We start from the raw sequence: 23,637 nt of genomic DNA on the forward strand, positions 1-23,637 counted from the left end.
GTTCGACTCGGTTAGTCGGCACCATTCATTCAACAGTAATTTCAATGTACTTTAATCAATAGTCAGCTTAAGTAATCTACTTATTCTATTGTGTTAATCACTCATCTTTAAATTAACAATTTGCCTATTACGTTTTGTTGTTTGTATTTTTGCAACTTTAAAACGCCTATAAAAATTTTAATAACTTTTATACGTTGATTGTTTGTAAGCTAAATATTGTAGTTTTTCATTAGTGTGTTTATTTGCATTGTTGCTGATCATTTAATCATATTTTCCGTATAACTCACTTATTCGTTTACTCATCGCTATCTATGTAATTTTATGTAAAGTAAGTTGAGCAAAATTAGTCAAGGTGCTTGAATTACATTCATAAATAGCAGTAATTTAGGTTAAATTATGATTTGGCAATTTAAGCCAACTTTTTTGGCACTTAGTGTGATGCTGCTCAGTGGCTGTGCGAGTAATATAAATCCACAGGAGCGCCAACAAGCACCCAGTAATGTTCCTAAGCAGTGGCAACAACAAGCAGCAAGTTCAGTTTTGCAAGTGGATGATGAATGGTTAACGCAACTAAACACGCCATTGCTGAAAAAATATGTTAACCAAGCGCTTAAAAACAATCAGCAACTATTACAAACCAGCTACGATGTTGCCATTACTAAGCAGCAACTTATTGCGTCGGGGGCAGACCTTTGGCCTAGCTTAGATTTATCTACGCGTACTAGCCGAAGTAAAGATAATCGGCCTGTTAGTTATAATAATGCTAGCTCCGTAAGCTTAAACTTAAATTATGAAGTTGACTTATGGGGCAAACTGTCAGATTCAAAACGTGAAGCTAACCTTTCATATTTAGCTCAAAAAGCGCGTTTTGAACAGGCTAAACAGCAGCTTGTTTCGGATGTTGTTCAAGGATGGTTTGATGTTGTGTCTGCACAGCAGCTACTCGATTTATATAAACGCCGTGAAGAAAATGCTAAGCAAAATCTCGATATAATTGAATCGGGTTACCGCCAAGGTATAAACGAAGCGCTCGATGTTTATTTAGCCCGCAATGAGCTAAATAACGAACGTTCACGCATAGCTACTCAATCAGCAAGCTTATCCAGTGCTGCAAGACTACTGGAGCGTTTATTAGGCGAGTACCCAAAAGGAGCAATTTCTGCAAGTAATGACTTACCGGTTATTAACACAGAAATTCCACTGGGAATTCCATCTGAACTTATTACCCGAAAGCCTGCATTACTTGCTAGTTGGTACGAGCTATTGGCGACCGATGCGTCACTGGCTTACGCACATAAACAGCGTTTCCCTAGTTTAAATTTAACTGCAAGCTTAAGTGATAGCACAGACAGGGTGAGTGATTTATTTTCTCCTTCAAGCCTTGCATGGTCTTTGCTAGGAAGTATTTCGGCACCTATTTTTGAGGGTGGTCGTTTACAAGCTAATGAGGAAATTGCACGCCTAAATACACAAAAGCAAGAACAGCAATATCTGCAAACTCTGTACGATGCATTTGCTGATGTAGAAAACGCGATTTCGCAGCAGCAGTCTTTAAAAGCGCAGTACACCAGCACACTTGAAGCGCAAAAAAATGCACTTGCTGCCGAGCAGTTATCGTTTGAGCAATATCAAAGTGGCTTAGTCACTTACACCACAGTATTGGATGCACAAGATCGCTCATTCGATGCGCAAAGTTCATTAATACAAATTAAGAATCAATTAATTGCAAATAGAATCAACCTACATGTTGCCCTTGGTGGTGATTTTGAAAAACCATCAAGCGACCTAATGAGTAACAACGATGAAAACTAAAACAGCTAAAATTATTATTCCAGCCGCGGTTGTTGTTACCGCTCTTTTAATTGTGTTTTTTATCAAAAGTAACCCGCCAGAAGCGAGGCGTTTTGGCTCAGCACCAAAAGCAGCTATCAGCGTGTCGGTACTAGAAATTGTGCCTCAAAGTTACCAAGTAATGATAGACAGCTACGGTACAGTAAAGCCTCGCACACAAAGCTTACTTGTTGCTCAAGCATCAGGGCAAATCATCGACGTGAGTGATGAGTTTAGAGAAGGTGGTTTTTTTGAAAAAGGCGACGTGTTACTAAAGCTTGACGATAGAGATCATCAGGCAGAGGTTAAGTCTGCACAAGCGAACTTACTCACAGCAGAACAAAGCTTACTAGAAGAAAAAGCCCGCGGGCAACAAGCACTGACTGATTGGAAACGCCTTGGGGGCTCAAGCAAAGCCAGCAGCCTGGTATTGCGTGAGCCACAATTGGCAGCGGCGCAGGCACAAGTTTTATCAGCACAAGCTACTCTTGAAAAAGCAGAGCTTGATTTAGAGCGTACAAAAGTTACTGCACCTTATGCTGGGCGCATACTGAGTCGCAGTGTCGATTTAGGCCAAGTAGTGAGTAACAATACCCAACTTGCCACTATTTACGCTATTGATAGTGTAGAAATTCGTTTACCAATAAAAAATAAAGACCTTTCGTTTGTAAACCTGCCAGAGCAATACCGTGATGGTGCTAAAAACCAAGCCGGTTCGTTAGTTAAATTTAGCTCTGATTTAGTGGGCGAACAAACATGGCAGGGCCAACTTGCTCGCACTGAAGGCGCAATTGACGAAAACGCGCAGCAACTTTACGTGGTAGCAAAAATAGACGACCCATATAAATCAACCGAGAGTAACCAATACCCAATTAAAATAGGCCAATACATTAAGGCACAAATTGCAGGTAAAACGGTACAAAATGCGTTGATCATTCCCAACAGTACAATTTATCAAGGCACCTATGTTTACGTAGTTGAGGGTGATGTACTAAAACGTAAAGACGTTACTTTTGCATGGCAAAACGCCAATCAAGCAATGATCAAAACCGGTTTAAAAGCGAACGATAAATTAGTTGTTACGCCGCTAGGGCAAGTAAGCTCAGGCACTAAAGTGAGTATTTTAGGTGAAGAGCCAAAGGAAAAAAAACCTAAAGGTATGCGCCCGTCGCGAGAGCAACTTGAGCAAAAAGCAAAAGAGCTTGGTATCAGTGTTGAAGAGTTAATAAAAAAACGTCGCGCAGCCAAGCAAGGAGATAAAGCATGATTGCTTGGTTTACTAAAAACCATGTTGCTGCCAATTTATTGTTAGTAACTTTGTTGTTGTCGGGACTATTTAGTTTATCGAGTAAAATACCACTTGAGGTGTTTCCGTCTTTCGAAACAGATATGATAAGCGTTGGTGTTAGCCTACGTGGTGCAACCCCTGAAGATGTAGAGCAGGGCGTAACAATTCGTATTGAAGAAGCGGTGCAAGACCTAGAGGGCATTAAACAAATATTTAGCCGTTCGTCAGAGGGCTCAGGCTCTGTAACCATTGAGGTTGAAAGTGGTTACGATCCTCGTGAACTGTTGGCTGATATTAAAAGCCGAGTGGATGCGATTAATACGTTTCCTGGCGATGCCGAAAAACCAATTGTTGCGCTGGCTGAGCGCAAAAGAGAAGTAATTGCTGTTACTGTATCAAGTGATTACGGCGAAAAAGAAACGCGTGAATACGCAGAAACAGTGCGAGATCAAATACTGCGTTTGCCTAACGTAACTCAGGTAGAGCTAAGTGGTGTACGAGACTACGAGCTAGCCATTGAAGTTAGCCAAGACACACTTCGCCAATATAACCTAAGCCTTGCGCAAATATCGAGTTCGATTGCTAATTCAAGTTCTGATATTTCTGCTGGTAACTTAAAAACAGAAGGCGGTGATGTACTAATTAGCTCAAAAGGGCAGGCTTACCGTAAAGACGAATTTGCTAGCATAGTAGTCAAAAACCAAGCCGACGGAACAATTATTCGCTTAGGTGATATTGCTACAATAAAAGACGACTTTGAAGAAACACCAGTGCGTACCCGTTTTAATGGTAAGCAAGCGGCTTTTATAGACGTTTACCGAATTGGCCCGCAAAGCGCGATAACCGTGGCAGACGATGTTAAAAACTACATTGAAGAACAGCAGGCTACGCTACCACAAGGTTTTAAACTAAGCTATTGGGACGACGACTCAGAATTAGTTAAAAGCCGTATCGCAACCTTAACCAGTAATGCTCTACAAGGTGGTATTTTAGTTCTGGCACTACTCACGCTATTTTTACGCCCGGCAATTGCATTTTGGGTGTTTATTGGTATTCCTGTATCGTTTATGGGCGCATTTATCGCGATGCCAATTTTTGGTGTAACGCTAAATATAATGAGCTTATTTGGCTTTATTTTAGTGCTCGGTATTGTAGTAGATGACGCCATAGTAACCGGCGAAAACGTGTATACCCATTTAAAAACGGCAAAATCGGGTGAGCAGGCTGCTATATTGGGTACTCAAGAAGTGGCTACTCCCGTTACCTTTGGTGTGCTGACTACGGTTGCTGCCTTTTTACCTTTAGCATTTATTGAAGGGGCACGCGGCGCCTTATTTGCGCAAATTCCAGTAGTCGTTATTCCGGTGTTATTGTTCTCGCTAATTGAATCTAAATTTGTGTTGCCAGCACATTTAAAATACATAAAATTACGCCACCAAAAAGGTGAACCATCGAAGCTTGAAGCAATTCAACAACGCTTTGCAGATGGCTTTGAAAGTGCAATTTTAAAATATTACCAACCTATATTAAACACTGCTTTACGCCATAAATTAGCAACGGTCAGTTTATTTGTTGGAGTATTTTTTATTATTTTAACCATGATCACCAGCGGTTGGACTAAGTTTATCTTTTTTCCACGAATTCCGAGCGAAACTGTACGAGTTAATCTAACACTGCCAACAGGTACACCGTTTGAAGTAACTAATAAATACGTAATTGATATGTCTGAAAAGGCGCAGCAATTACAAGACAAATATCGCGACCCTGATACAGGCGAAAGCGTTATTTTAAATATATTAGCCACTACTGGCGGACGTGGCGGTGTGTCAAACTCTGGCGCGGTACGCTTTGAGATTACACCTGCAGAAAAGCGTGAGTCAGACATAGGCTCACGCGAGCTTGCAAGTGAGTGGCGCGATTTAATTGGTGTGATTCCAGGCGCTGAAAGCCTAACATTTAGAGCTGAAATTGGCCGAAGCTCAGATCCAATAGACGTTCAACTAAGTGGCACCTCGCTAACAATACTTCAAGATGTGGCTGATAATATTAAAAACCGTTTAGCAACGTACCCAACGGTGTTTGATATTGCCGATAGTATGTCAGATGGTAAGGAAGAATTACGTATAGAGCTTACACAACAAGGTTTAGCGCTTGGTTTAAACCGTGTAAATGTAGCAGGACAAGTGCGTAATTCGTTTTTTGGCTCGCAGGTTCAGCGAATTCAGCGTGGACGAGACGACGTGCGTGTAATGGTGCGCTTGCCTATCGATGAGCGCCGCTCCATAGCCGATTTACAAAATATACTAATTAACACCCCCGATGGCGGCTCTGTGCCATTGTCGCACGTGGCAACACTTACGGCTGGGCAAAGCCCGTCAACCATAAACCGTATTGATCGTTACCGCACACTAAACGTGACAGCTGATATAGAAAAAAATAACACCAACATGACGGTGCTTCAAGCCGACCTCGCACAATACTTAGACGAGCTAATGCAACAATACCCAGGGGTTGATTATAAACTTGAAGGTGAAGCTAAAGAGCAAAGAGAGTCGTTTGGCTCACTGGCTTGGGCGTTAGTGTTTGTATTTTTTATAATTTATGCGCTATTGGCTATTCCGTTTAAGTCATACATGCAACCAATTATTGTTATGAGCGTTATTCCATTTGGCATGATTGGCGCAGTAGTAGGGCACTGGATAATGGGTATGGACTTAACCATTATGAGCTTACTAGGTATGCTTGCGTTAATAGGCGTGGTAGTGAACGATTCACTTGTATTGGTCGATTTTATCAATAAAAAACGTAGCGAAGGTGGCGATTTAATAGAGGCTGTTAAACTCGCTGGCACATCGCGCTTTCGTCCAGTTATGCTCACTAGTTTAACCACTTTTATAGGTTTAATGCCATTGCTGTTTGAAAAGGCAACTCAGGCGCAGTTTTTAATACCTATGGCCGTTAGTTTAGGGTTTGGGATTATTTTTGCGACCTTTATTACTTTATTGCTAGTACCAGTCAATTATATGTTGATGGAACGATTTCAAGGCTGGTTTAAATAATACAAAAACGTGTTGATACAAAAGCTGTAGGTATTCAATTGCCTGCAGCTTTTTTGTTTTTAGCTATGCAAAATTGAAAATTATTTAAGGCGTTAAATAGATAAAAGTAGATGTATAAAGAGGTTTGATTGTGCGTGTTAAAACGCGAGTAGATAATGGTGTTCCCCAAGATACGGTACTCGGTTTCAGTCCTGAAACCAGAAGGTTTCAGGGCGGGAATCTGCGGTTTACCGTAGGCTTCTCGGTACATGCCAAGCTTGCACAATAGTAAACGAACAGAAACCCTGGTATAAAATTTATCGGCTCAGGGACTTAACCCAGCTCCAGTATCCCAGGGAACAAATTAAGTATATAAGACATATGCCAATCCTTAAACCCAAAACGTAAAAAATTAAGTCGTTCGCTTAGTTTTCCCACACCTTTAACTCGCTGTTTACTTTATTGCGTAGTTTTTGAGCGTGATCATACAATTAATTGGAGTTGCTTTTTATCGAGTGGTAGCATTGCTTTAACTAGCAAAGCGAAGGCTTGATTATGAACGATTTACCAGATTACGAAAAAGCTCAACTACTTTTAGAAAAAAACGAAATATTTGTTTCCCCTGCCGAAGCGCATGGTGTTATTAGTGGTTTATTAGCATGTGGACTAAGTATTGACGACAAGGAGTACCTTGGCCTTTTAAGCGATGTATTCAACGATGGTGAATCGTTCGGTAATGGTTTAAAAGCATTTTTTGGCACTATATATAAGCAAGTTGTTGCAAGCTTTAATGATGAAGAGTTCCAGTTTGATTTATTTTTACCAAGTGACGACGAAACACTCATCGATCAGGCTAATGGCCTCGTATCATGGGTATCGGGATTTATGCTTGGTTTTGGTTTAAAGCAAAAAGATTACGGTAAGCTGTCGGCTGACGTGAAAGAAGTAATTAGCGACTTTAGCGAAATAACACGCCTAGATACCACTTTTGAAGAAACCGAAGAAGATGCTAACGCACTGCACGAAGTGATTGAATATGTACGTGTATCGGCACTACTTTGTTTTGCCGAGCTGGGTAAAGAGCAAAGCAGCCAAAATGATAAAAAAACGCTTCACTAAACTTAATTAAAAAGTACTACGGGTTAGCTAATAATGGTTGAAATAAAAAAGTCAGAGTTTAAAGCTCGCAGAGAGCGCCTACTTGCACAAATGGATGATAACAGCATTGCGCTGATCCCGGCTGCTAGCGAAGTAACGCGAAGCCGCGATACTGACTATGCTTTTAGACAAGACAGCGACTTTTTTTATTTAACCGGTTTTAACGAACCCGATGCTGTATTGGTGCTTTGTAACAACAGCGATACACCCAGCACCCTATTTTGCCTTGATAAAGACAAATTAGCCGAAATTTGGCATGGCCGACGCGTTGGTTTTGATAAAGCCAAAAGCGACTACTTATTTGACGAGGCTTACCCATTAAGTGATTTAGAAGAGCAACTGCTTGAGCTACTAAATGGTAAAAATGCGATTTATTTTGCACAAGGCGCTTTTGATACATTTGATAGTAAAGTGTTTACGCTTTTAGGTACACTTCGTGGCGGGGCTCGCAAAGGCCTTAAAGCACCGAGTACGTTAAAAGAAATTCGCGGCCTTATCCATGAAATGCGTTTGTTTAAATCGCCAAGCGAAATAGAGGTAATGCGCGAAGGCTGTGAAATTAGCGCCCGTGGCCACATGCGAGCTATGCGCTTTTCACATGCAGGAGCAACTGAGTTTCAATTAGAAGCAGAGCTTCATCATCATTACGCAATGAACGGTGCGCCTCATCCAGCTTACGGTACAATTGTAGGTAGCGGCGATAACGCTAATATTCTGCATTACACGCAAAATAGTGATGTGCTTAAAAATGGCGACCTAGTACTTATTGATTCAGGTTGTGAGCTACAAGGCTACGCAGCCGATATAACGCGTACATTTCCGGTAAATGGCCAGTTTAGTGAAGAACAAGCTGCGCTTTATAATATTGTTCTTAACGCTCAACTGGCTGCCTTTGAAGAAATTAAACCCGGTGGTTACCTGTCTCATGCTAATAAATTAGCAATGGAAGTATTAACGCAAGGCTTACTTGATTTAGGTATTTTAACCGGCGACTTTACTGAACTAATGGCGCAACAAGTCTGTAAAGAATATTACATGCATGGCCTTGGGCATTGGCTGGGGTTAGACGTACATGATGTAGGTGATTATAAAATAAATAACGTTGAGCGAGCATTTGAGCCTGGTATGGTTTTAACCATAGAGCCAGGACTCTATATAAGCGAAGACTCAAACGCGCCACAAAAGTACAAAGGTATTGGTATTCGTATAGAAGATAATTTACTCGTTACCGAGTCAGGCCATGAAAACCTTACTTTAAGCGTGCCTAAAACCATTGGCGATATTCAAGCACTTATGCAACAAACTAAAAGCGCATAACGGGTGGAGAGCACAATGGCTAAGCAATTTGATGTTGTAGTAATTGGTGGCGGTTTAGTTGGCGCAAGTTGCGCACTTAGTATTGCTAAAATAAACCCCTCAATAAACATTGCCGTGGTAGAAGCAAGCCAAGTGACCGATGAATACCATCCAAGCTTTGACGACCGAAGTATTGCGCTTGCTCAGCAATCAGTAGAGTACTTACAAACACTTAATTTATTTGATCAAAATGCCCCTTACACCTCTGCTATTAAAAAAGTGAGTGTGTCTGATAGAGGTCATTTTGGTAAAACCCACATCCAAAGCGCTGAATTTTCAAAACCTTCTTTAGGGTATGTAGTTGAGGTTAATCCATTTGGGCGCGCGCTTCATCAGCGGTTAGTGCAATCAAGCATTAGCATATTTTGCCCTGATAGCGTACTCGAAATAAAACAAACGTTGCATAGCAACGCACTGATTTTGCAAAGTGGCGAACAACTTAATGCCAAGCTACTTATTGTAGCCGATGGCGCGCAATCTCCTACACGCCAATTACTGGGCCTTAATTTTAATACTCAGCCTTATGAGCAAGGCGCTATTATTGCCAATATAGAGGTAGCCGAAGGGCATAATAACCATGCCTTTGAACGTTTTACTCAGCATGGCCCTATGGCACTATTACCGATGAGCAATAACCGCTATTCATTGGTGTGGTGTATGGAAAAAGAGCAAATTAATTCATACATGGACTTAAATGAAATCGAGTTTTTAAGTGCATTACAATCAGCCTTTGGTTACCGCGCAGGGCAATTTGTTAAAGTGGGTATGCGCGCAAGCTACCCGCTGGTATATGGACAAGCCGAATCGTTAATAGCTCATCGAACGGTGGTTATTGGTAATGCTGCTCATGCTATTCATCCCATTGCAGGGCAAGGCTTTAATTTAGGCCTGCGTGATGTACAAGTACTGAGTGATTTAATTGCCAATAGCCCTAATGAGTTAGGGAGCTATGCGTTTATACGCGAGTACGGCCAGTTGCGCAGCCAAGATATAAAAACAGTGATGACCTTAACAGATGCCTTAGTAAGGTTATTTTCAAATTCATCTCGAGTATTAGCGCTTGGGCGAAGCATTGGCTTGTTTTCAATGGATTTATTCCCCGCATTAAAAGCCCCGTTAGCAAAACAATTAATGGGGCAAGTTAAACAAGGTTCACGTTTATGAAGCAAACACAGGTGTGTATTGTTGGTGGTGGTTGCGTGGGGCTAACGTTAGCCCTTGGGCTAGCTAAGGCTAATATTAGTGTTGTGGTACTCGATGCAGCATCAACACAAGCCCCTCCAACTGATGAATACGGTTTACGCGTAAGCGCACTTAGTATTGCAAGCCAAACATTATTAGAGCAATTAAACGTTTGGCCTGAAATTATTGCTCAGCGTGCATGTGCATATACCCATATGGATGTTCGCGATGCCGACAGCTTTGGTAAAATAACCTTTAATAACAAACAACTTGAGCTCGACCATTTAGGTCATATAGTTGAAAACGATATTATTCGCTTTGCACTTATTAAACAGTTAGAGCAGCAAAGCAATGCTACGCTAATGTTTGATACCGAATACCAGCAAATACACCAAAGTGAATCAGACGTATTTGTAACCCTTAAAAGCGGCGAGCCTATTATTGCTAAGCTGCTGGTGGCGGCTGATGGCGCAAATTCAGCTATTCGTAAACAATTTAATATGGCGCTGACCTTTAAAGATTACGATCACCATGCATTGGTTGCTACAGTAAAAACAAAAGAGCCACACGCAAATACTGCGCGACAAGTGTTTTTACCAACGGGGCCATTAGCATTTTTACCATTGAGTGACGCTAACACTCATTCAATAGTGTGGTCTACCAGCCCCCACCATTGCGATGAATTGCTAGCAATGGACGACACTACTTTTAATAAAGCCGTAATGGCTGCCATAGATGGCCAATGCGGCCTGTGTGAAGTGCAAAGTAAACGCGCGGCATTTCCACTTAAAATGCGTTACGCCCAGCAATGGGTAAGCGGCAAAGTGGTATTAATGGGTGATGCAGCGCACACCATTCACCCATTGGCAGGGCTGGGTATGAACCTAGGCCTAAAAGACGCCGCGTATTTAATTGAGTTACTCACAAGTGATAGTAAAGAATTTGCCAGCACCCGCACGCTTCGTGATTACGAGCGTACCCGCAAGCTCGACGCACAAAAACACATAGCCATGATGCAGGGGCTTAAAGAGTTATTTGAAGGCGCAAACCCAGTTAAAAAGCTAATACGTGGAGTCGGGCTGTCACTCGTTGATAACCTAGGCCCGATAAAACACTTATTCGCCAAAGAAGCGATAGGGAAGTGATAAAGACAAGCGGTCAGTTTTTAGCTGTCAGCTTTCAGCCAAAGAAAAACCGATGTTTAGTTTAAGCACCGGTTTTTTGTTTATTGACCAATAGAGCTTTTTAGCTTTTTCACAAGTATGAAGAACTCAATAAAGTCTTCCTTATTAAAAGTAAACCTTCCGCAGTGTTCCAGGTTGTCTCCACAAAACCTCATATAATTCGAATGTTCAATCTCATAAATTAGTTTAACTAAGTTTATATCTAGTAGGTATAGGTATGGCTTAAGATCTCCTAGTATAATTTTGATTGGAGAAGTTGTATTTAATATTAGCTCATCACTATTGGTTTTTATTTCAGCCGAAATTTTATTTCTAGGGTAGTAGGTTCTAAGTCCGCTAATAGGAGCATTTAGCACATTATCTGTTAAGTAATTATAAAGTTGTTCCTCGGTTAAAGTTTTACTATCAGGTATTAATCGAATAGATTTATTCGGCAATAAAATTGAATTTTTAATCCCTGCTTCTAGAGTGCTTGTGATCTGAGTAATTAATGGGTTGCTAATATTCTTAACTTTTTTCTTATCAGAGCGTTCCTTTAAAGTAATTGTTAAAAAGAAAAATATATAGCTTGAGAGCATTGATATAGCTATAGCGCTAATTGCAGCACCTATTGAGCTTGAGCCAACTATAAAACCAGCTGAAAAGCATACGCAAACCAAAGCAGCAAAAGTAAAACCCACGGGGAAGTCAAATTTAGTTATTGATTAGTATTCCTAACTTTAAGCGCTCCAATTTATTTTTAACTATGATCTCTAATTAATTAGCGCAGGTAAAAGCTTTTTAATTATTATTTTTTGTTAAGTAGTTTAAATGGAGATGATTAGTAACAAAGCTAGTTAAAGCTTAATATTACACATTTTTGAAATGTAGTTACCTTTTATTAAAATGATGTTTTTGTTGGTTATAGAAAGTGAAATTAAATTAAGCTACGCTTTTCACGCGATCAAGCTCGGCGTCTACCACAAAAAATTTAAACACTTATCTTTATTTTACTTATTGATATAAAGGGAGCATCCAATAATCTCTTCCCGAATCCCGAATCCCGAATCCCGAACCCTTCAACACTTATCTATTAAAGCTTAAAAAACCTGCTTGCTTAATTATCCTACTAAGCGTAAAATGCGCGCTCATTTCGGCTTTTAAACTATTAATTCCTTGCCTTAAACCGACCGGCCGAAACGGTAGAAGGCTCTATTAACCGTAAGGAATATCCATGCGTCATTACGAAATCGTATTCATGGTTCACCCAGATCAGAGTGAGCAAGTTGCTGGTATGATCGAACGTTATACTGGTTCTATCACTGAAGCGGGTGGTTCAATCCACCGTCTTGAAGATTGGGGCCGTCGTCAATTGGCTTACCCAATTAACAAGCTTCATAAAGCTCATTATGTTCTTATGAACGTTGAAGCACCTACTGAAGTAATCAGCGAGCTAGAAACTACTTTCCGCTACAACGATGCAGTGCTTCGTAACTTAGTTATCCGCACTAAATCTGCAGTAACTGAAGCGTCTCCTCTTGCAAGAGAAGAGAAGAAAGAAGCACCAGCTGCTTAATTGTTTTGAGTCCAAGCATGGCGTTTAACTGGCGGTAAATATAAATGGTTAGCCCTTTTATGAATCAGCTGGTTTTATCTGGGGTAGTTTGTAAAACACCCAAGTTAAGCCAAAGCCCTGCTGGCATCCCGCATTGCATTTTTGTTTTAGAACATAAATCAATGCAAACCGAAGCAGACCTTAACCGTAATAGTTATGTAAAGCTTCAGGTTGTTGCCAGTGGAAAGCAAATGCAACAACAGACTCAACATTTGCACGTTGGGCAGGCATTGCAAGTGAGTGGTTTTTTAAATCGCCACGAAGGTCGTAACGGCCTTAGCCAATTGGTTTTGCATGCTCAGCATATAGAAAGAATTATTTGAGGAATTAATCTCATGGCACGTTATTTCAGACGTCGTAAGTTCTGCCGCTTTAAAGCGGAAGGCGTACAACAAATCGATTACAAAGATCTAGCTACTCTTAGAAACTATGTTACAGAAAGTGGCAAAATCGTACCTAGCCGTATTACAGGTACTAGCGCTAAATTCCAGCGCCAGCTAGCAACTGCTATTAAGCGTGCTCGCTACTTAGCCCTTCTTCCATACACTGACTTACATAAGTAAGCAGCGGATTAACAGTTTTTAAAAGGTGTAGAAACATGCAAGTTATTCTACTAGATAAGATCGCTAACCTAGGTAGCCTAGGTGAACAGGTTGTAGTTAAATCTGGTTTCGCACGTAACTTCCTTTTCCCTCAAGGTAAGGCAGTTCCTGCGACTAAAGCTAACATTGAAACGTTTGACGCTCGTCGCGCAGAACTTGAAGCGAAAATCGCTGAACAGTTAGTTGCTGCACAAGCACGCGCTGAAAAACTAGAAGCATTAGCAGAAGTTACTTTAGTATCTAAAGCTGGTGACGAAGGTAAGTTATTCGGTTCAATCGGTACTCGTGACATCGCTGACGCTATCTCAGCTGTTGGTGTTGAAGTTGCTAAGTCAGAAGTTCGTTTGCCTCTAGGTACTATCCGTGAGACTGGTGAATTTGACGTATCAATTTCTGTTCACACAGACGTAACGGCTACTATCAAAGTAATCGTAATCGCTGAAGCTTAATTTTAAATTAAGCGACAAAAGCCGTGCTTTTAGCACGGCTTTTTTGTGCCTAAAATTCAGTTTTTTTATTATTAATGTGGTACTGCCTCCTAATACTCTTCTTACTTAGAATTTAAATTCTTTAAATTTATTTTCATTTCATTCAAACCTTTTACCGCTGTTATTGCGTCTAACTTATCAATACACTGGAAATGGTACCAATACCATAATAATTAAAAGGTGATATCACGGATGTTACACGTTAAACCCGATCAACCCGCTGAGTGCGAAAATGCATTGATTGAGCGCGTAAAGTCGGGTGATCAAAGTGCATACACACTGCTTTACCAATTGCATATAAAGCGCGTTTACGGTTTGTGCTTGCGCTTATTAGCTGATCAGTCGCACGCTGAGGATGCTGCGCAAGAAGTGTTTGTTCAGGTGTGGCACAAAATAGCGATGTTTGATGGTCGTTCGCAGTTTTCTACTTGGTTATACAGTGTGGCGAGTAATATTGCGATTAACTACTTACGTAAACAAAAAAGCTGGGTACAAAAAGTCGTTAGCATTGAACAGGATGGCATGGATGAGCAATCGGCTAAAGACTGTAAAGGCTTAAACGGCTTAGATAAGCTAATTGTTAGGTTACCTGAGCGTGCACGTATGGTATTTGTATTGTTTGCAGTAGAAGGCTATCGGCATGAAGAAATAGCAGAGCAGTTGGGTATTGCCGTTGGGTCAAGCAAATCGCAATATCATCGAGCAAGGCAGTTATTACAAGAGTGGTATGAAAATGAATAAACCAAACTTTGACGACTTTTTAGATAAATCATTAAACACGCTTGATAAAGAGATAACGCCACAAAAAGATCTGTGGGCAGGCATAGAAAGAGCCATTGTAAATACCAATGAGCCCGAGCAATCAGCCGTTACTTTATGGCCAAAGTTAAGCGCAATTGCGGCATGTACCGTTGCTGCCCTAGTGGCGCTCAATATGTTTGTAATAAACCCTAACCCACAACCGGTTGTGGCCATAAGTGACTATTTTGCACAGCAAAAGCAAAGCTTATTGGTGCAGTATAAAAATCAAGATGCCTTGACCGATAATTGGCAAACACAATTACAAGAGCTTGAAGAGGCTGAGTACGCCATTAAGCAAGCACTTAAAAACGAACCCCAAAACCAAGCATTGCTAACAATGTTAGCGCAGATTTATCAACAACAACTTGATTTGATTAATAAGGTGCATGCACCTCGTTGGCAAAGTATTTAGGAGATTAACATGAAAGCAATTTTACTAGGATTAAGCTTATTTCCACTTGTTGCATTTGCAGGTGAAAAAATTGATAAACAAATAGAGGTTTCAAAAGGTGGTACCGTTTTTATTGAAAATCAGCGCGGTGATGTAAGTATTGCTGGGTGGGATAAAAGCGAGTTTAAAGTAGTGGGCGAGCTTGACGATAAGGCGCAAGGCTATGAGCTTAAAACAAGTGGCGATAAAACACAGTTTATTGTAAAAATGCCACGTAAATCAAATTGGGGTAATAGTGGTGACGGCTCAAACCTAACTATATTTATGCCTAAAAGCAGTAGTTTAGAGTTTGCTGGCGTTAATGTATCGGTGACTGCAAAGGAGCTTAAAAACGGCGCAGAAGTTGATGTGGTTAACGGCGAAATTACGGTAGATGATATTACTGGCAACATTAAGCTCACCACTGTAAATGGTGATGTGAACGCTGAGAACTTAAACGGGAATATTCAGTTTGAAACCGTAAATGGTGAAATTAACGATAGGCAATCAAGTGGTGAGCTGCGTTTTAGCGCTGTTAATGGTGATATTAAATCAACTTCAAGCGCTAATGATGTACGCCTTGAAAACGTAAACGGTGACATAAACTTTCAATTAGATAGCATCAAAAACTTACGCATTAATACTGTTAATGGCGAAGCTGAGGTTCGTATTAGTGAATTGTTAGACAGTGCCGATGTACGTTTTGAGTCGGTAAGTGGCGATGCAGAATTTTTCTTTCCTGCTAATGTATCGGCTAAATTTGAGATTGAAGCCCATGCTAATGGTAAGATTATTAATAAACTTAGCAGCGATAAAGTAAAAAAAGCCAAATATGGCCCAGCTAGCGAGCTTGAGTTTATTATTAATGGCGGCAATGCCGACATTGAAATGGATACCATAAGTGGTCGTATTGAGCTTAAAAAGTAAGTCGTAAACTTTTGAGTTACAAAAAGCAGGAAAAGATTTCCTGCTTTGCTATTTGCACAACCCCGGCAAGTCGATAGAATAGAGCCATTCAATTTTAGTACTGTGAAGTTATGGCCAAACCAGATAAGCAAGTCGATACCCTTAAAGTTCCTCCCCATTCAATAGAAGCTGAACAATCTGTTTTAGGTGGCTTAATGCTTGATAACCAAGCTTTTGACCGCGTAGCTGAGCTTGTTGTATCACAGGATTTTTATACCCGCACGCACAAGCTGATTTTTGAAGCAATGACAGAGCTTGCAGAGTTGGGTGATCCAATCGATTTAATCACGATTTCTGAAAGCCTTGAAAAAAATAATAAACTTGCGGGTATTGGTGGCTTTGCTTACTTAGCCGAAATAGCCAAAAACACACCGAGTGCTGCTAATATCGATGCATACGCAAACATAGTACGCGAACGTGCCGTTGTTCGTGAAATGATTGGTGTTGCGAACGAAATAGCCGAGGCCGGTTTTAATACCGAAGGACGCACCAGCCACGACTTATTAGATTTTGCCGAGAGTAAAGTATTTAAAATTGCTGAGCAGCGTTCAAAAAGCACCGAAGGTCCGCAAAGCATACACAACATACTCGAAAAAACCGTTGATAAAATAGAAGAGCTATACCAATCTCCGCAAGATGGTGTAACAGGCGTAAGTACCGGCTATGCTGACTTAGATAAAATGACCACAGGTTTACAGCCTTCTGATTTAATTATTGTTGCAGCACGTCCTTCAATGGGTAAAACCACCTTTGCGATGAACCTTGCAGAGCATGCGGCAATGACACAAGACAAGCCTGTGCTTATTTACTCATTAGAGATGCCCTCTGAGCAAATCATGATGAGGATGCTGGCATCACTTGGTCGTATTAACCAAACTAAGGTACGTACTGGTCAGCTAGACGATGATGATTGGGCGCGTCTTTCATCAACCATGGGCTTGTTGATGGAAAAAGGTAAAATGTACGTTGATGATGCATCTGGGTTAACACCTACCGATGTTCGTTCACGTGCACGTCGTATTGCGCGCGATCATGGTGGTATCAGTATGATCATGGTTGATTACCTTCAGCTTATGCGTGTGCCGAGCTTATCGGATAACAGAACACTTGAAATTGCAGAAATTTCACGCTCTCTTAAGTCGCTAGCAAAAGAATTAAAATGCCCGGTTGTTGCGCTTTCGCAGCTAAACCGTACGCTTGAGCAACGTGCTGATAAACGCCCAATTAACTCAGATTTACGTGAATCTGGCTCGATAGAGCAGGATGCCGATTTAATCATGTTTATATACCGTGATGAAGTGTACAACGAAGACAGTACTGAAAAAGGCATCGCCGAAATCATCATAGGTAAACAGCGTAACGGTCCAATTGGTAAGGTGCGCTTGACGTTCCAAGGGCAGTTTTCTCGCTTTGATAACTACGCAGGTCCTGCGATGGATGACGAGTATTAATGCGCTTAGCGACTGCTGAAATTAATTTAACGGCACTTGCGCATAATTTAGTGCAGGTAAAGCGTTTTGCACCAAACAGTAAAGTTATGGCGGTATTAAAAGCCAATGCTTATGGCCATGGTTTAGTTAAAATTGCACAACATTTAAATGATGCAGACGCATTTGCAGTAGCACGTATAGATGAAGCTTTAGCGCTTCGTGCTGGCGGGTTAACAAAACCGATTGTGTTACTTGAAGGCTTTTTTAATAAAGACGATTTACCTATTTTATTGGCCAATAACTTTCAAACTATTATTCATGATGAGTATCAGCTTACCGCTTTGGAAGAAGCCGAGCTTGAAGCGCCTTTATTGTGCTGGCTTAAAGTAAATACTGGCATGCATCGCCTGGGTATTGCCCCAGAGCAGTTTGATGAATTTTATAGGCGCTTGCAAAATACGCCTAATGCCAATAACACCGTTAATTTAATGACCCACTTTGCCTGCGCGGACGATGTGAATAATACTAAAACAGCACAGCAGATTTCACAGTTTGACTGCCTAGTAAATAATATTGACCAAGCACATTGTTTATCAAATTCGGCAGGCATTATTGCGTGGCCGAATGGCCATGGTGATTGGGTACGCCCTGGTTTAATGCTTTACGGTGTATCACCTATGGCTAACGCATTGGGTGAGCAGCATCAGCTTAAACCCGTTATGCGATTAACGACACGTGTTATAGCAGTGCGCCATGTTCCAGCTAACGAGGCCGTGGGATATGGTGGGCGCTGGAAAAGCGATAAAGCTACTCAGTTAGCCGTGGTTGCTATGGGGTATGGTGACGGTTATCCGCGTCACGCAAAAGAGGGCACACCGGTTGTTATTGGCAAACAGCGCTACAGTATTGTGGGCAGTGTGGCAATGGATATGATTAGCGTAGACATAGGCCAAAACGAGCACAACATAAAAGTAGGCGACAGAGTCACAATGTGGGGCCCTGAGCTACCAGTAGAAGAAATAGCACAGTGCGCCGATACTATTCCTTACGAGCTTTTATGTAATATTACACCGCGCGTAAGTTATGAGTATCAGCCATAATTAAACAGTGGTAATTACTCTTTAATAAAGTAAATATCACTAAAGCCCATGCGGGCAAATTCTTGATCACGAAAGTTACGAACAGAAGCCGACCCTTTAGAGGTCATTTCTATTTGTTGTACCATGCTTAAATAATTGGTTAAATCAATGCCTTCGGCAGCAGCAATTGCTTGATACATGTCGTGGTATTTATCTTTAGCGAAATTTATTTCGCGCGGTTGGTTTTTAAATTTGTAGGTTATTCTGCGTGCCATATTAAGCTCATTGTAATTGAGTATTACAGCGATTTTACACTGTATTTAGTAGCGGCTCTAGCATTGAATGACACGATATAACTAAGCACTCAAACCATAGGGTTAATAATGAAATTATCAGTAGAGATTAGTAAGTACCCACTTCATCAAGATTACATTCCTTTTATTAAAGGCTTTATTGATCGATTAAACGAGTACGATGGTTTAAAAGTGATTACTAATACACTATCGACACAAATTTTTGGCGATTATGATTTAGTGATGCAAGTACTCAATACCGAAATTAAACGTTCATACGAAGAGTTTGGCAAAGCTATTTTTGTGTGTAAGTTTTTGTCTGGCGATTTATCGCCTCAGTAGTTTTTTCGCCACAATTTAACGGTAACAGCACACTATGGAATTTATAACAAAAACGTTAAGCGGTTTTACTGCCATGTCGCACTGGGAATATATTGCGGTTGTGTTATCAATTGCTTATTTATTGTTAGCGATAAAAGAAAGCCTGTGGTGCTGGCCTGCTGCGTTTTTTAGTACGCTAATTTACACTATCATGTATTGGAATGGCGCATTGCTAATGGAGTCATTACTGAACTTTTATTACATGTATATGGCGGTATTTGGCTGGGTAGTATGGCGAAAAGGTAAAGCTAATAATAACAACCTGAGTATTAGTTCTTGGTCTATGGAACGTCATGCGCTTTTAATTATACTTACCTCTATTACGGCAACAGGCATAGGGTATTTTATGACTAACTTCACGCATGCTGATTTTGCCTACCTCGATAGCTTTACAACCTGTTTTGCTGTTGTGACCACTTATTTAGTTGCGAAAAAAATTCTTGAAAACTGGCTGTACTGGATAGTCATAGACGCAGCCTCTATGTATTTATATTACGAAAAAGGCTACTACCCAACATTAGCGCTTTTTGTGTTTTACACCATTATGGCAGGGTGGGGCTTTAAAACCTGGTATGAAGAATACGAGCAAAGCCAAGCTAAGCCACTCGCACAGCTTTAATTTATGAGTGATTACAATGCACTTATAAACAAATGCCGTGCGTTTATAGCACCAAGTAGCGTTATTTCATGCGTGCCTTTATCACAAGGTTTAAGTAACGAAAATGTGTTAATAAATACGACTCAAGGGAAGTATTTATTAAAGCGTTACAAAGACCATTGGCCAGAATATGCCTTAGAGGCACAGCGTCGCCTGAGTGCGTCAAATATATGTCCTTCCCCCGTATGGCTTGATAAACAAAATCAACTGGCTGTGTTTAATTACTTTGACGGTAGTATCGCAAATAGTCTATCAATTGACGATGTGATTAAAAAACTTGCCACTGTCCATGCTTACTCAGTTAGCACTGAGCCAATGAACATAGCCCATGAGCTAAGCTGTTATAAATGTTCACCAGTGTATTTGGAGCATCAGCAGCTAATTAGTGCAGCGGTTAACTTTATTACGGCCATGCCTATCGAGCTTGGTTTCTGCCACAACGATTTAATTAAAGATAATTTAATAGTGAATGAGTCAGGCAGCTACTTAATTGATTTTGAGTACGCTAAAACTAACGACGTGTATTTTGATTTAGCGGCGCTAAGTGTTAGCTTTGAGCTAAATAAAAATAATGATGATGCGTTATTAAATAGTTACGCTAAATATAAAGATAAACAGGTAGGGTTTGTAACATCAACCGATAAGCTTAATTGTTATAAGCTGTTATTTTTGGTTTTAAGTATTGGTTGGTATGAGCAGCGCGACATAAGAGCTCCAGCAAAAAAATTACGCGCGCAGCTGCTAAAACTTATTGCAGCATGTGGCTTTTAAAGGCCACCAAAACGCGCTGCTAACTCTTTATATTTTGCTACTTCATCTGCATCAAACTGCGGTTCGCCGTTTTCATCTTCTGACTTAGCGATTAATAAACTTTCACGTGCAAGACGTTTTACGCGCTCTTCTTTTACACCTAAAAATTCTGCAACTTGCTCAGTAGACATCAAACTCATTATTAATTCCTCTTTTAAATATTTTCATTACTGTGACAATGATAGTTAAAATGTTGCTAAAGCGTAACTATTTTTATCGAATATTAATAAATAACGCGTTTTTATAAAATAGTCACATGTTTTATTCAAAAGTGCCTAATTAGTAATCATATAAACTAATGTCGCTAGCATTTATGTAAAGATGGCTTTATCATTAGCGCATGCTAACACATTGATATCGCGAGTTGATGTGGCGGCAGCAAATGTGCTCTCGTGGTGAAATGGATATCACGTGGCCCTCCGGAGGCTGAGTTGTAGGTTCGATCCCTACCGAGAGCGCCATTTGATTTAACTAGGCCAAAAACTTACCTGTGTTTTACTCCCTTTCTAATTATTAACCACCTTGCTTAAATAGACTTTACTGCCTATTGTTTTGATTATGATAGATATCTAATTACGCCATTGGTGCGTTGTGTTTGTGTTATTCAAATACATCAATAGAACAAAGGTGTATTAATACATTCGTACTTTTAGGAAACACAGTGAATGGATAGTATTGAGCAGCTTAAATTTGATCTGGTAAAGGCAGATGCCAAAATATCTGAGCTAGAAAAAAACGCTTGTTTTAATGATTTATTTATACATATATTTAATTCTTCCCCTGTCCCATTTGTATTGAATGACGCTCATAACACTATAGTCCATGCTAATGATACGTTCGTTAATATGTTTGGTTATGGATCAAGCAATATATCCACATTAGATGAATGGTGGGGCAAAGTACTTCCTAATAGCCATTATCGCGACTGTGTGATGAACTTGTGGCACAAAAAATTAATCGATTCAAAAAAAATGAATACCCGTTTTGAGCCAATGCAGCTAACTATACAGTGCAAAGACGGGTGTAAACGTACTGTACTTGGCAGTGCCGTTCCTTTAAAAAATGGGGATGCCAGTATTATATTGAATATTTTTTATGATATTACAGAACTTGAGTATGAAAATGGCCAAATACGTGAGCTATCTAATATCATTACTGAGTTAACCCTTTCTTTAGAACAGCAAAAAAACATGCTCATACTCGAAAAACAAAAAGCCTTAGCAAATACAGAGCGGTTAAGTTTAGCCATGAAGGGCGCTAATGATGGACTTTGGGATTGGGATATTGCTAACGAAAAAATGTATTACTCACCGCGATGGAAATCGATGTTGGGGTATAAAGAAGACGAGCTTGAAAATAGTTTTGCTACATGGGAAATGCTTGTTCATCCTGACGATCTAGCTCCAGCAGTCGCTAAAATCCATTCGTTTATGGAATCTAAAACTAAGCACTATGAAGCTGAGTTTAGAATGCGCCATAAAAATGGTAGCTATGTAAATATTTTGTCTCGTGCTTTTGTTGTTGAAAGTGAGGAAGGTGAAATTACTCGTTTAGTGGGCACTCATGTAGATATTACAGCAAGAAAAAAATCAGAAGAAAAGCTCAGCTACCAATCATCTCATGATTCACTCACTGGTTTAGCAAATAGAAGAGAGTTTAAGCGTCGCGTTGAGCTTTTATTATCAGTGCCGGCTGAAAAACGAGTTGATCATGCTTTATGTTATATGGACCTTGATCAATTTAAAGTAGTGAATGACACCAGTGGTCATTTAGCTGGCGATGAATTACTTCGTCAGCTCGGTTCTTTATTGCAAAAAGTAGTAAGAAAAACAGATGTGGTAGCACGCCTCGGGGGGGATGAGTTTGCTGTATTGATGGAAAACTGTTCATTTGATAACGCCCATCGTGTAACTAGCCTAATTCAAAAAGAAATTGAGGATTATAGATTTGTTTGGGAAGGTCGTAGCTTTCGTATTGGCGCAAGTATGGGGTTGATCCAAATTACCGATAAATATGTGGATTTTACAGAGGTGCTAAAGTTAGCTGATGTTGCTTGTTATATAGCAAAGGAGAAAGGGCGAAATAGAATTCATGTTCATTACGATGATGACGAAGAGCTCGCAGTGCGCCAAGGCGAAATGCAGTGGGTAAATAGAGTTCAAGATGCAATAGATGAAAACCGCTTTAAAATATACGCACAATTAATTGAGCCACTTGCTTGCGATAAAAATAAACATTATGAATTGCTATTGCGCATGGTCGATGATCAGGGAGGTATAATTCCTCCGGGTGCTTTTTTACCTCCTGCAGAGCGTTACCAGCTGATTGTTAAAGTAGATAGTTGGATGATTGAAAACGCATTTAGAGTGATTCTAAATAACGTCGATTTTCTCAAAGGGGTTAACTTCTTGTCTATTAACCTTTCAGGACAGTCACTTACTAATGAGGACTTTTTAAAATTTGTTACAGAGCAACTCAAACTACTGGGTGAACATAGTGAAAAGATTTGCTTTGAAATAACCGAAACAGCTGCCATTTCGAACCTTGAACTTGCTAGTAAGTTTATTACCCAATTAAAAGTGCTAGGGTGCCGTTTTGCACTAGATGATTTTGGAAGTGGGTTATCATCATTTGGGTACCTGAAAAACCTCAAGGTGGACTACCTTAAAATAGATGGGATTTTTGTTAAAGATATAGAGGTCGATCCGATTGATCATGCAATGGTAAAATCAATAAACGAAATTGGCCACGTTATGGGTATGAAAACCATAGCTGAGTTTGTCGAAACTTCACAAATTAAGCAAATCCTATTAGAAATGGGTGTAGATTACGCACAGGGTTATGCAGTGCATAAACCGCAGCCAATTGAGAAACTCTTCTAAGTTATAAACACACTTAACTTCGAGCGGTTTGATCAAAACCACTTATCTTATTGTGTTATATATTTATTTAAATGTGTTTTTTTAAGTGGGTTATAAGCAATCCTTTATAGTCATTTATTAACGTAAATGAAACAAATGTTAGACTTTTAGAGGTGTAAAATGCTATCTATTGTGTTTAATTACTTAT

General features: G+C 40.1%; 23 protein-coding genes, 1 tRNA gene and 1 other RNA gene. 21 read left to right on the forward strand and 4 right to left on the reverse strand.

Going from position 1 to position 23,637, the window contains the following annotated elements; translation table 11 throughout:
• Nucleotides 1-396 precede the first annotated feature (396 nt).
• The 3 genes from ACFI34_RS17870 to ACFI34_RS17880 are packed head-to-tail and all read left to right on the forward strand — an operon-like array spanning nt 397 to nt 6,177.
• Nucleotides 397-1,812: an efflux transporter outer membrane subunit gene (locus ACFI34_RS17870; RefSeq protein ID WP_462674462.1), complete on the forward strand. Its 1,416-nt coding sequence runs from the start codon at nt 397-399 to the stop codon at nt 1,810-1,812.
• Nucleotides 1,802-3,097, forward strand: coding sequence for an efflux RND transporter periplasmic adaptor subunit (locus ACFI34_RS17875; RefSeq protein ID WP_462674463.1), 1,296 nt, complete (start codon nt 1,802-1,804; stop codon nt 3,095-3,097). The genes ACFI34_RS17870 and ACFI34_RS17875 overlap by 11 nt, the downstream gene beginning before the upstream one ends.
• Nucleotides 3,094-6,177 carry an efflux RND transporter permease subunit gene (locus ACFI34_RS17880; protein ID WP_462674464.1) on the forward strand — a complete coding sequence of 1,028 codons (3,084 nt, stop codon included), beginning with the start codon at nt 3,094-3,096 and terminating at the stop codon, nt 6,175-6,177. The genes ACFI34_RS17875 and ACFI34_RS17880 overlap by 4 nt, the downstream gene beginning before the upstream one ends.
• Nucleotides 6,178-6,335: 158 nt before the next feature.
• On the opposite strand, the gene ssrS is transcribed toward ACFI34_RS17880, so the two are convergent.
• Nucleotides 6,336-6,518, reverse strand: a non-coding RNA gene (gene ssrS / locus ACFI34_RS17885) — 6S RNA.
• A 193-nt stretch (nt 6,519-6,711) separates the two neighbouring features.
• On the opposite strand from ssrS, the gene ACFI34_RS17890 reads away from it, so the two are divergent.
• From ACFI34_RS17890 to ACFI34_RS17905, 4 genes are read left to right on the forward strand one after another with little or no spacing between them, the layout of a single operon-like run.
• Nucleotides 6,712-7,275, forward strand: coding sequence for a UPF0149 family protein (locus tag ACFI34_RS17890; RefSeq protein ID WP_462674465.1), 564 nt, complete (start codon nt 6,712-6,714; stop codon nt 7,273-7,275).
• Between the two features lie 33 nt (nt 7,276-7,308).
• Complete coding sequence (pepP, locus tag ACFI34_RS17895) at nt 7,309-8,631, forward strand: Xaa-Pro aminopeptidase (protein WP_462674466.1); 1,323 nt, start codon at nt 7,309-7,311, stop codon at nt 8,629-8,631.
• Nucleotides 8,632-8,646: 15 nt separating this feature from the next.
• Entirely contained in the window at nt 8,647-9,834 is a 1,188-nt protein-coding gene (gene ubiH / locus ACFI34_RS17900) for a 2-octaprenyl-6-methoxyphenyl hydroxylase (RefSeq protein WP_462674467.1), read from the forward strand.
• Complete coding sequence (locus tag ACFI34_RS17905) at nt 9,831-10,997, forward strand: FAD-dependent monooxygenase (protein ID WP_462674468.1); 1,167 nt, start codon at nt 9,831-9,833, stop codon at nt 10,995-10,997. Before ubiH ends, ACFI34_RS17905 begins: the two co-directional genes overlap by 4 nt.
• Nucleotides 10,998-11,077: 80 nt before the next feature.
• Here the strand turns inward: ACFI34_RS17905 and ACFI34_RS17910 are convergent, their stop codons facing one another.
• Complete coding sequence (locus tag ACFI34_RS17910; protein WP_462674469.1) at nt 11,078-11,716, reverse strand: hypothetical protein; 639 nt, start codon at nt 11,714-11,716, stop codon at nt 11,078-11,080.
• 533 nt (nt 11,717-12,249) lie between these two features.
• Between ACFI34_RS17910 and rpsF the strand changes: the two genes are divergently transcribed.
• The 9 genes from rpsF (at nt 12,250) to alr (ending at nt 18,447) form a co-directional block, all read left to right on the forward strand.
• Nucleotides 12,250-12,591, forward strand: a complete 342-nt coding sequence (rpsF, locus tag ACFI34_RS17915; RefSeq protein WP_006793724.1) for a 30S ribosomal protein S6 — start codon at nt 12,250-12,252, stop codon at nt 12,589-12,591.
• 44 nt (nt 12,592-12,635) lie between these two features.
• Nucleotides 12,636-12,953, forward strand: coding sequence for a primosomal replication protein N (priB, locus tag ACFI34_RS17920; protein WP_006793722.1), 318 nt, complete (start codon nt 12,636-12,638; stop codon nt 12,951-12,953).
• 12 nt (nt 12,954-12,965) lie between these two features.
• Nucleotides 12,966-13,193: a 30S ribosomal protein S18 gene (rpsR, locus tag ACFI34_RS17925; protein WP_006793721.1), complete on the forward strand. Its 228-nt coding sequence runs from the start codon at nt 12,966-12,968 to the stop codon at nt 13,191-13,193.
• Between the two features lie 35 nt (nt 13,194-13,228).
• Nucleotides 13,229-13,681, forward strand: a complete 453-nt coding sequence (gene rplI, locus ACFI34_RS17930) for a 50S ribosomal protein L9 (RefSeq protein ID WP_006793720.1) — start codon at nt 13,229-13,231, stop codon at nt 13,679-13,681.
• 231 nt (nt 13,682-13,912) lie between these two features.
• Complete coding sequence (locus tag ACFI34_RS17935; protein ID WP_462674470.1) at nt 13,913-14,461, forward strand: RNA polymerase sigma factor; 549 nt, start codon at nt 13,913-13,915, stop codon at nt 14,459-14,461.
• Nucleotides 14,448-14,933 carry a hypothetical protein gene (locus tag ACFI34_RS17940; RefSeq protein WP_462674471.1) on the forward strand — a complete coding sequence of 162 codons (486 nt, stop codon included), beginning with the start codon at nt 14,448-14,450 and terminating at the stop codon, nt 14,931-14,933. The genes ACFI34_RS17935 and ACFI34_RS17940 overlap by 14 nt, the downstream gene beginning before the upstream one ends.
• 9 nt (nt 14,934-14,942) lie before the next feature.
• Entirely contained in the window at nt 14,943-15,878 is a 936-nt protein-coding gene (locus ACFI34_RS17945) for a DUF4097 family beta strand repeat-containing protein (RefSeq protein ID WP_462674472.1), read from the forward strand.
• A gap of 110 nt (nt 15,879-15,988) precedes the next feature.
• Entirely contained in the window at nt 15,989-17,368 is a 1,380-nt protein-coding gene (gene dnaB / locus ACFI34_RS17950; protein WP_462674473.1) for a replicative DNA helicase, read from the forward strand.
• Nucleotides 17,368-18,447, forward strand: coding sequence for an alanine racemase (alr, locus tag ACFI34_RS17955; protein WP_462674474.1), 1,080 nt, complete (start codon nt 17,368-17,370; stop codon nt 18,445-18,447). The genes dnaB and alr overlap by 1 nt, the downstream gene beginning before the upstream one ends.
• A gap of 14 nt (nt 18,448-18,461) precedes the next feature.
• Here the strand turns inward: alr and ACFI34_RS17960 are convergent, their stop codons facing one another.
• Nucleotides 18,462-18,701 (reverse strand): DUF2960 domain-containing protein, encoded by a 240-nt coding sequence (locus tag ACFI34_RS17960; protein ID WP_006793714.1) that lies wholly within the window; start codon nt 18,699-18,701, stop codon nt 18,462-18,464.
• 108 nt (nt 18,702-18,809) lie between these two features.
• Here ACFI34_RS17960 and ACFI34_RS17965 point away from each other — a divergent pair, with 108 nt between their 5' ends.
• From ACFI34_RS17965 to ACFI34_RS17975, 3 genes are read left to right on the forward strand one after another with little or no spacing between them, the layout of a single operon-like run.
• The gene (locus ACFI34_RS17965; protein ID WP_006793713.1) at nt 18,810-19,061 is read left to right on the forward strand and encodes a YkoF family thiamine/hydroxymethylpyrimidine-binding protein; all 252 of its coding nucleotides are present in this window, start codon (nt 18,810-18,812) and stop codon (nt 19,059-19,061) included.
• Nucleotides 19,062-19,095: 34 nt separating this feature from the next.
• Nucleotides 19,096-19,719 (forward strand): nicotinamide riboside transporter PnuC, encoded by a 624-nt coding sequence (gene pnuC / locus ACFI34_RS17970; RefSeq protein WP_462674475.1) that lies wholly within the window; start codon nt 19,096-19,098, stop codon nt 19,717-19,719.
• A gap of 3 nt (nt 19,720-19,722) precedes the next feature.
• Nucleotides 19,723-20,529, forward strand: coding sequence for a phosphotransferase (locus tag ACFI34_RS17975; protein ID WP_462674476.1), 807 nt, complete (start codon nt 19,723-19,725; stop codon nt 20,527-20,529).
• On the opposite strand, the gene ACFI34_RS17980 is transcribed toward ACFI34_RS17975, so the two are convergent.
• The gene (locus tag ACFI34_RS17980; RefSeq protein ID WP_006793710.1) at nt 20,526-20,708 is read right to left on the reverse strand and encodes a hypothetical protein; all 183 of its coding nucleotides are present in this window, start codon (nt 20,706-20,708) and stop codon (nt 20,526-20,528) included. The genes ACFI34_RS17975 and ACFI34_RS17980 overlap by 4 nt on opposite strands.
• A 246-nt stretch (nt 20,709-20,954) precedes the next feature.
• Here ACFI34_RS17980 and ACFI34_RS17985 point away from each other — a divergent pair.
• Nucleotides 20,955-21,029, forward strand: a tRNA-Arg gene (locus tag ACFI34_RS17985).
• Between the two features lie 204 nt (nt 21,030-21,233).
• The gene (locus tag ACFI34_RS17990; protein ID WP_462674477.1) at nt 21,234-23,450 is read left to right on the forward strand and encodes an EAL domain-containing protein; all 2,217 of its coding nucleotides are present in this window, start codon (nt 21,234-21,236) and stop codon (nt 23,448-23,450) included.
• Nucleotides 23,451-23,637 lie beyond the last annotated feature (187 nt).

Source organism: Pseudoalteromonas sp. PSi26 (assembly GCF_054960575.1).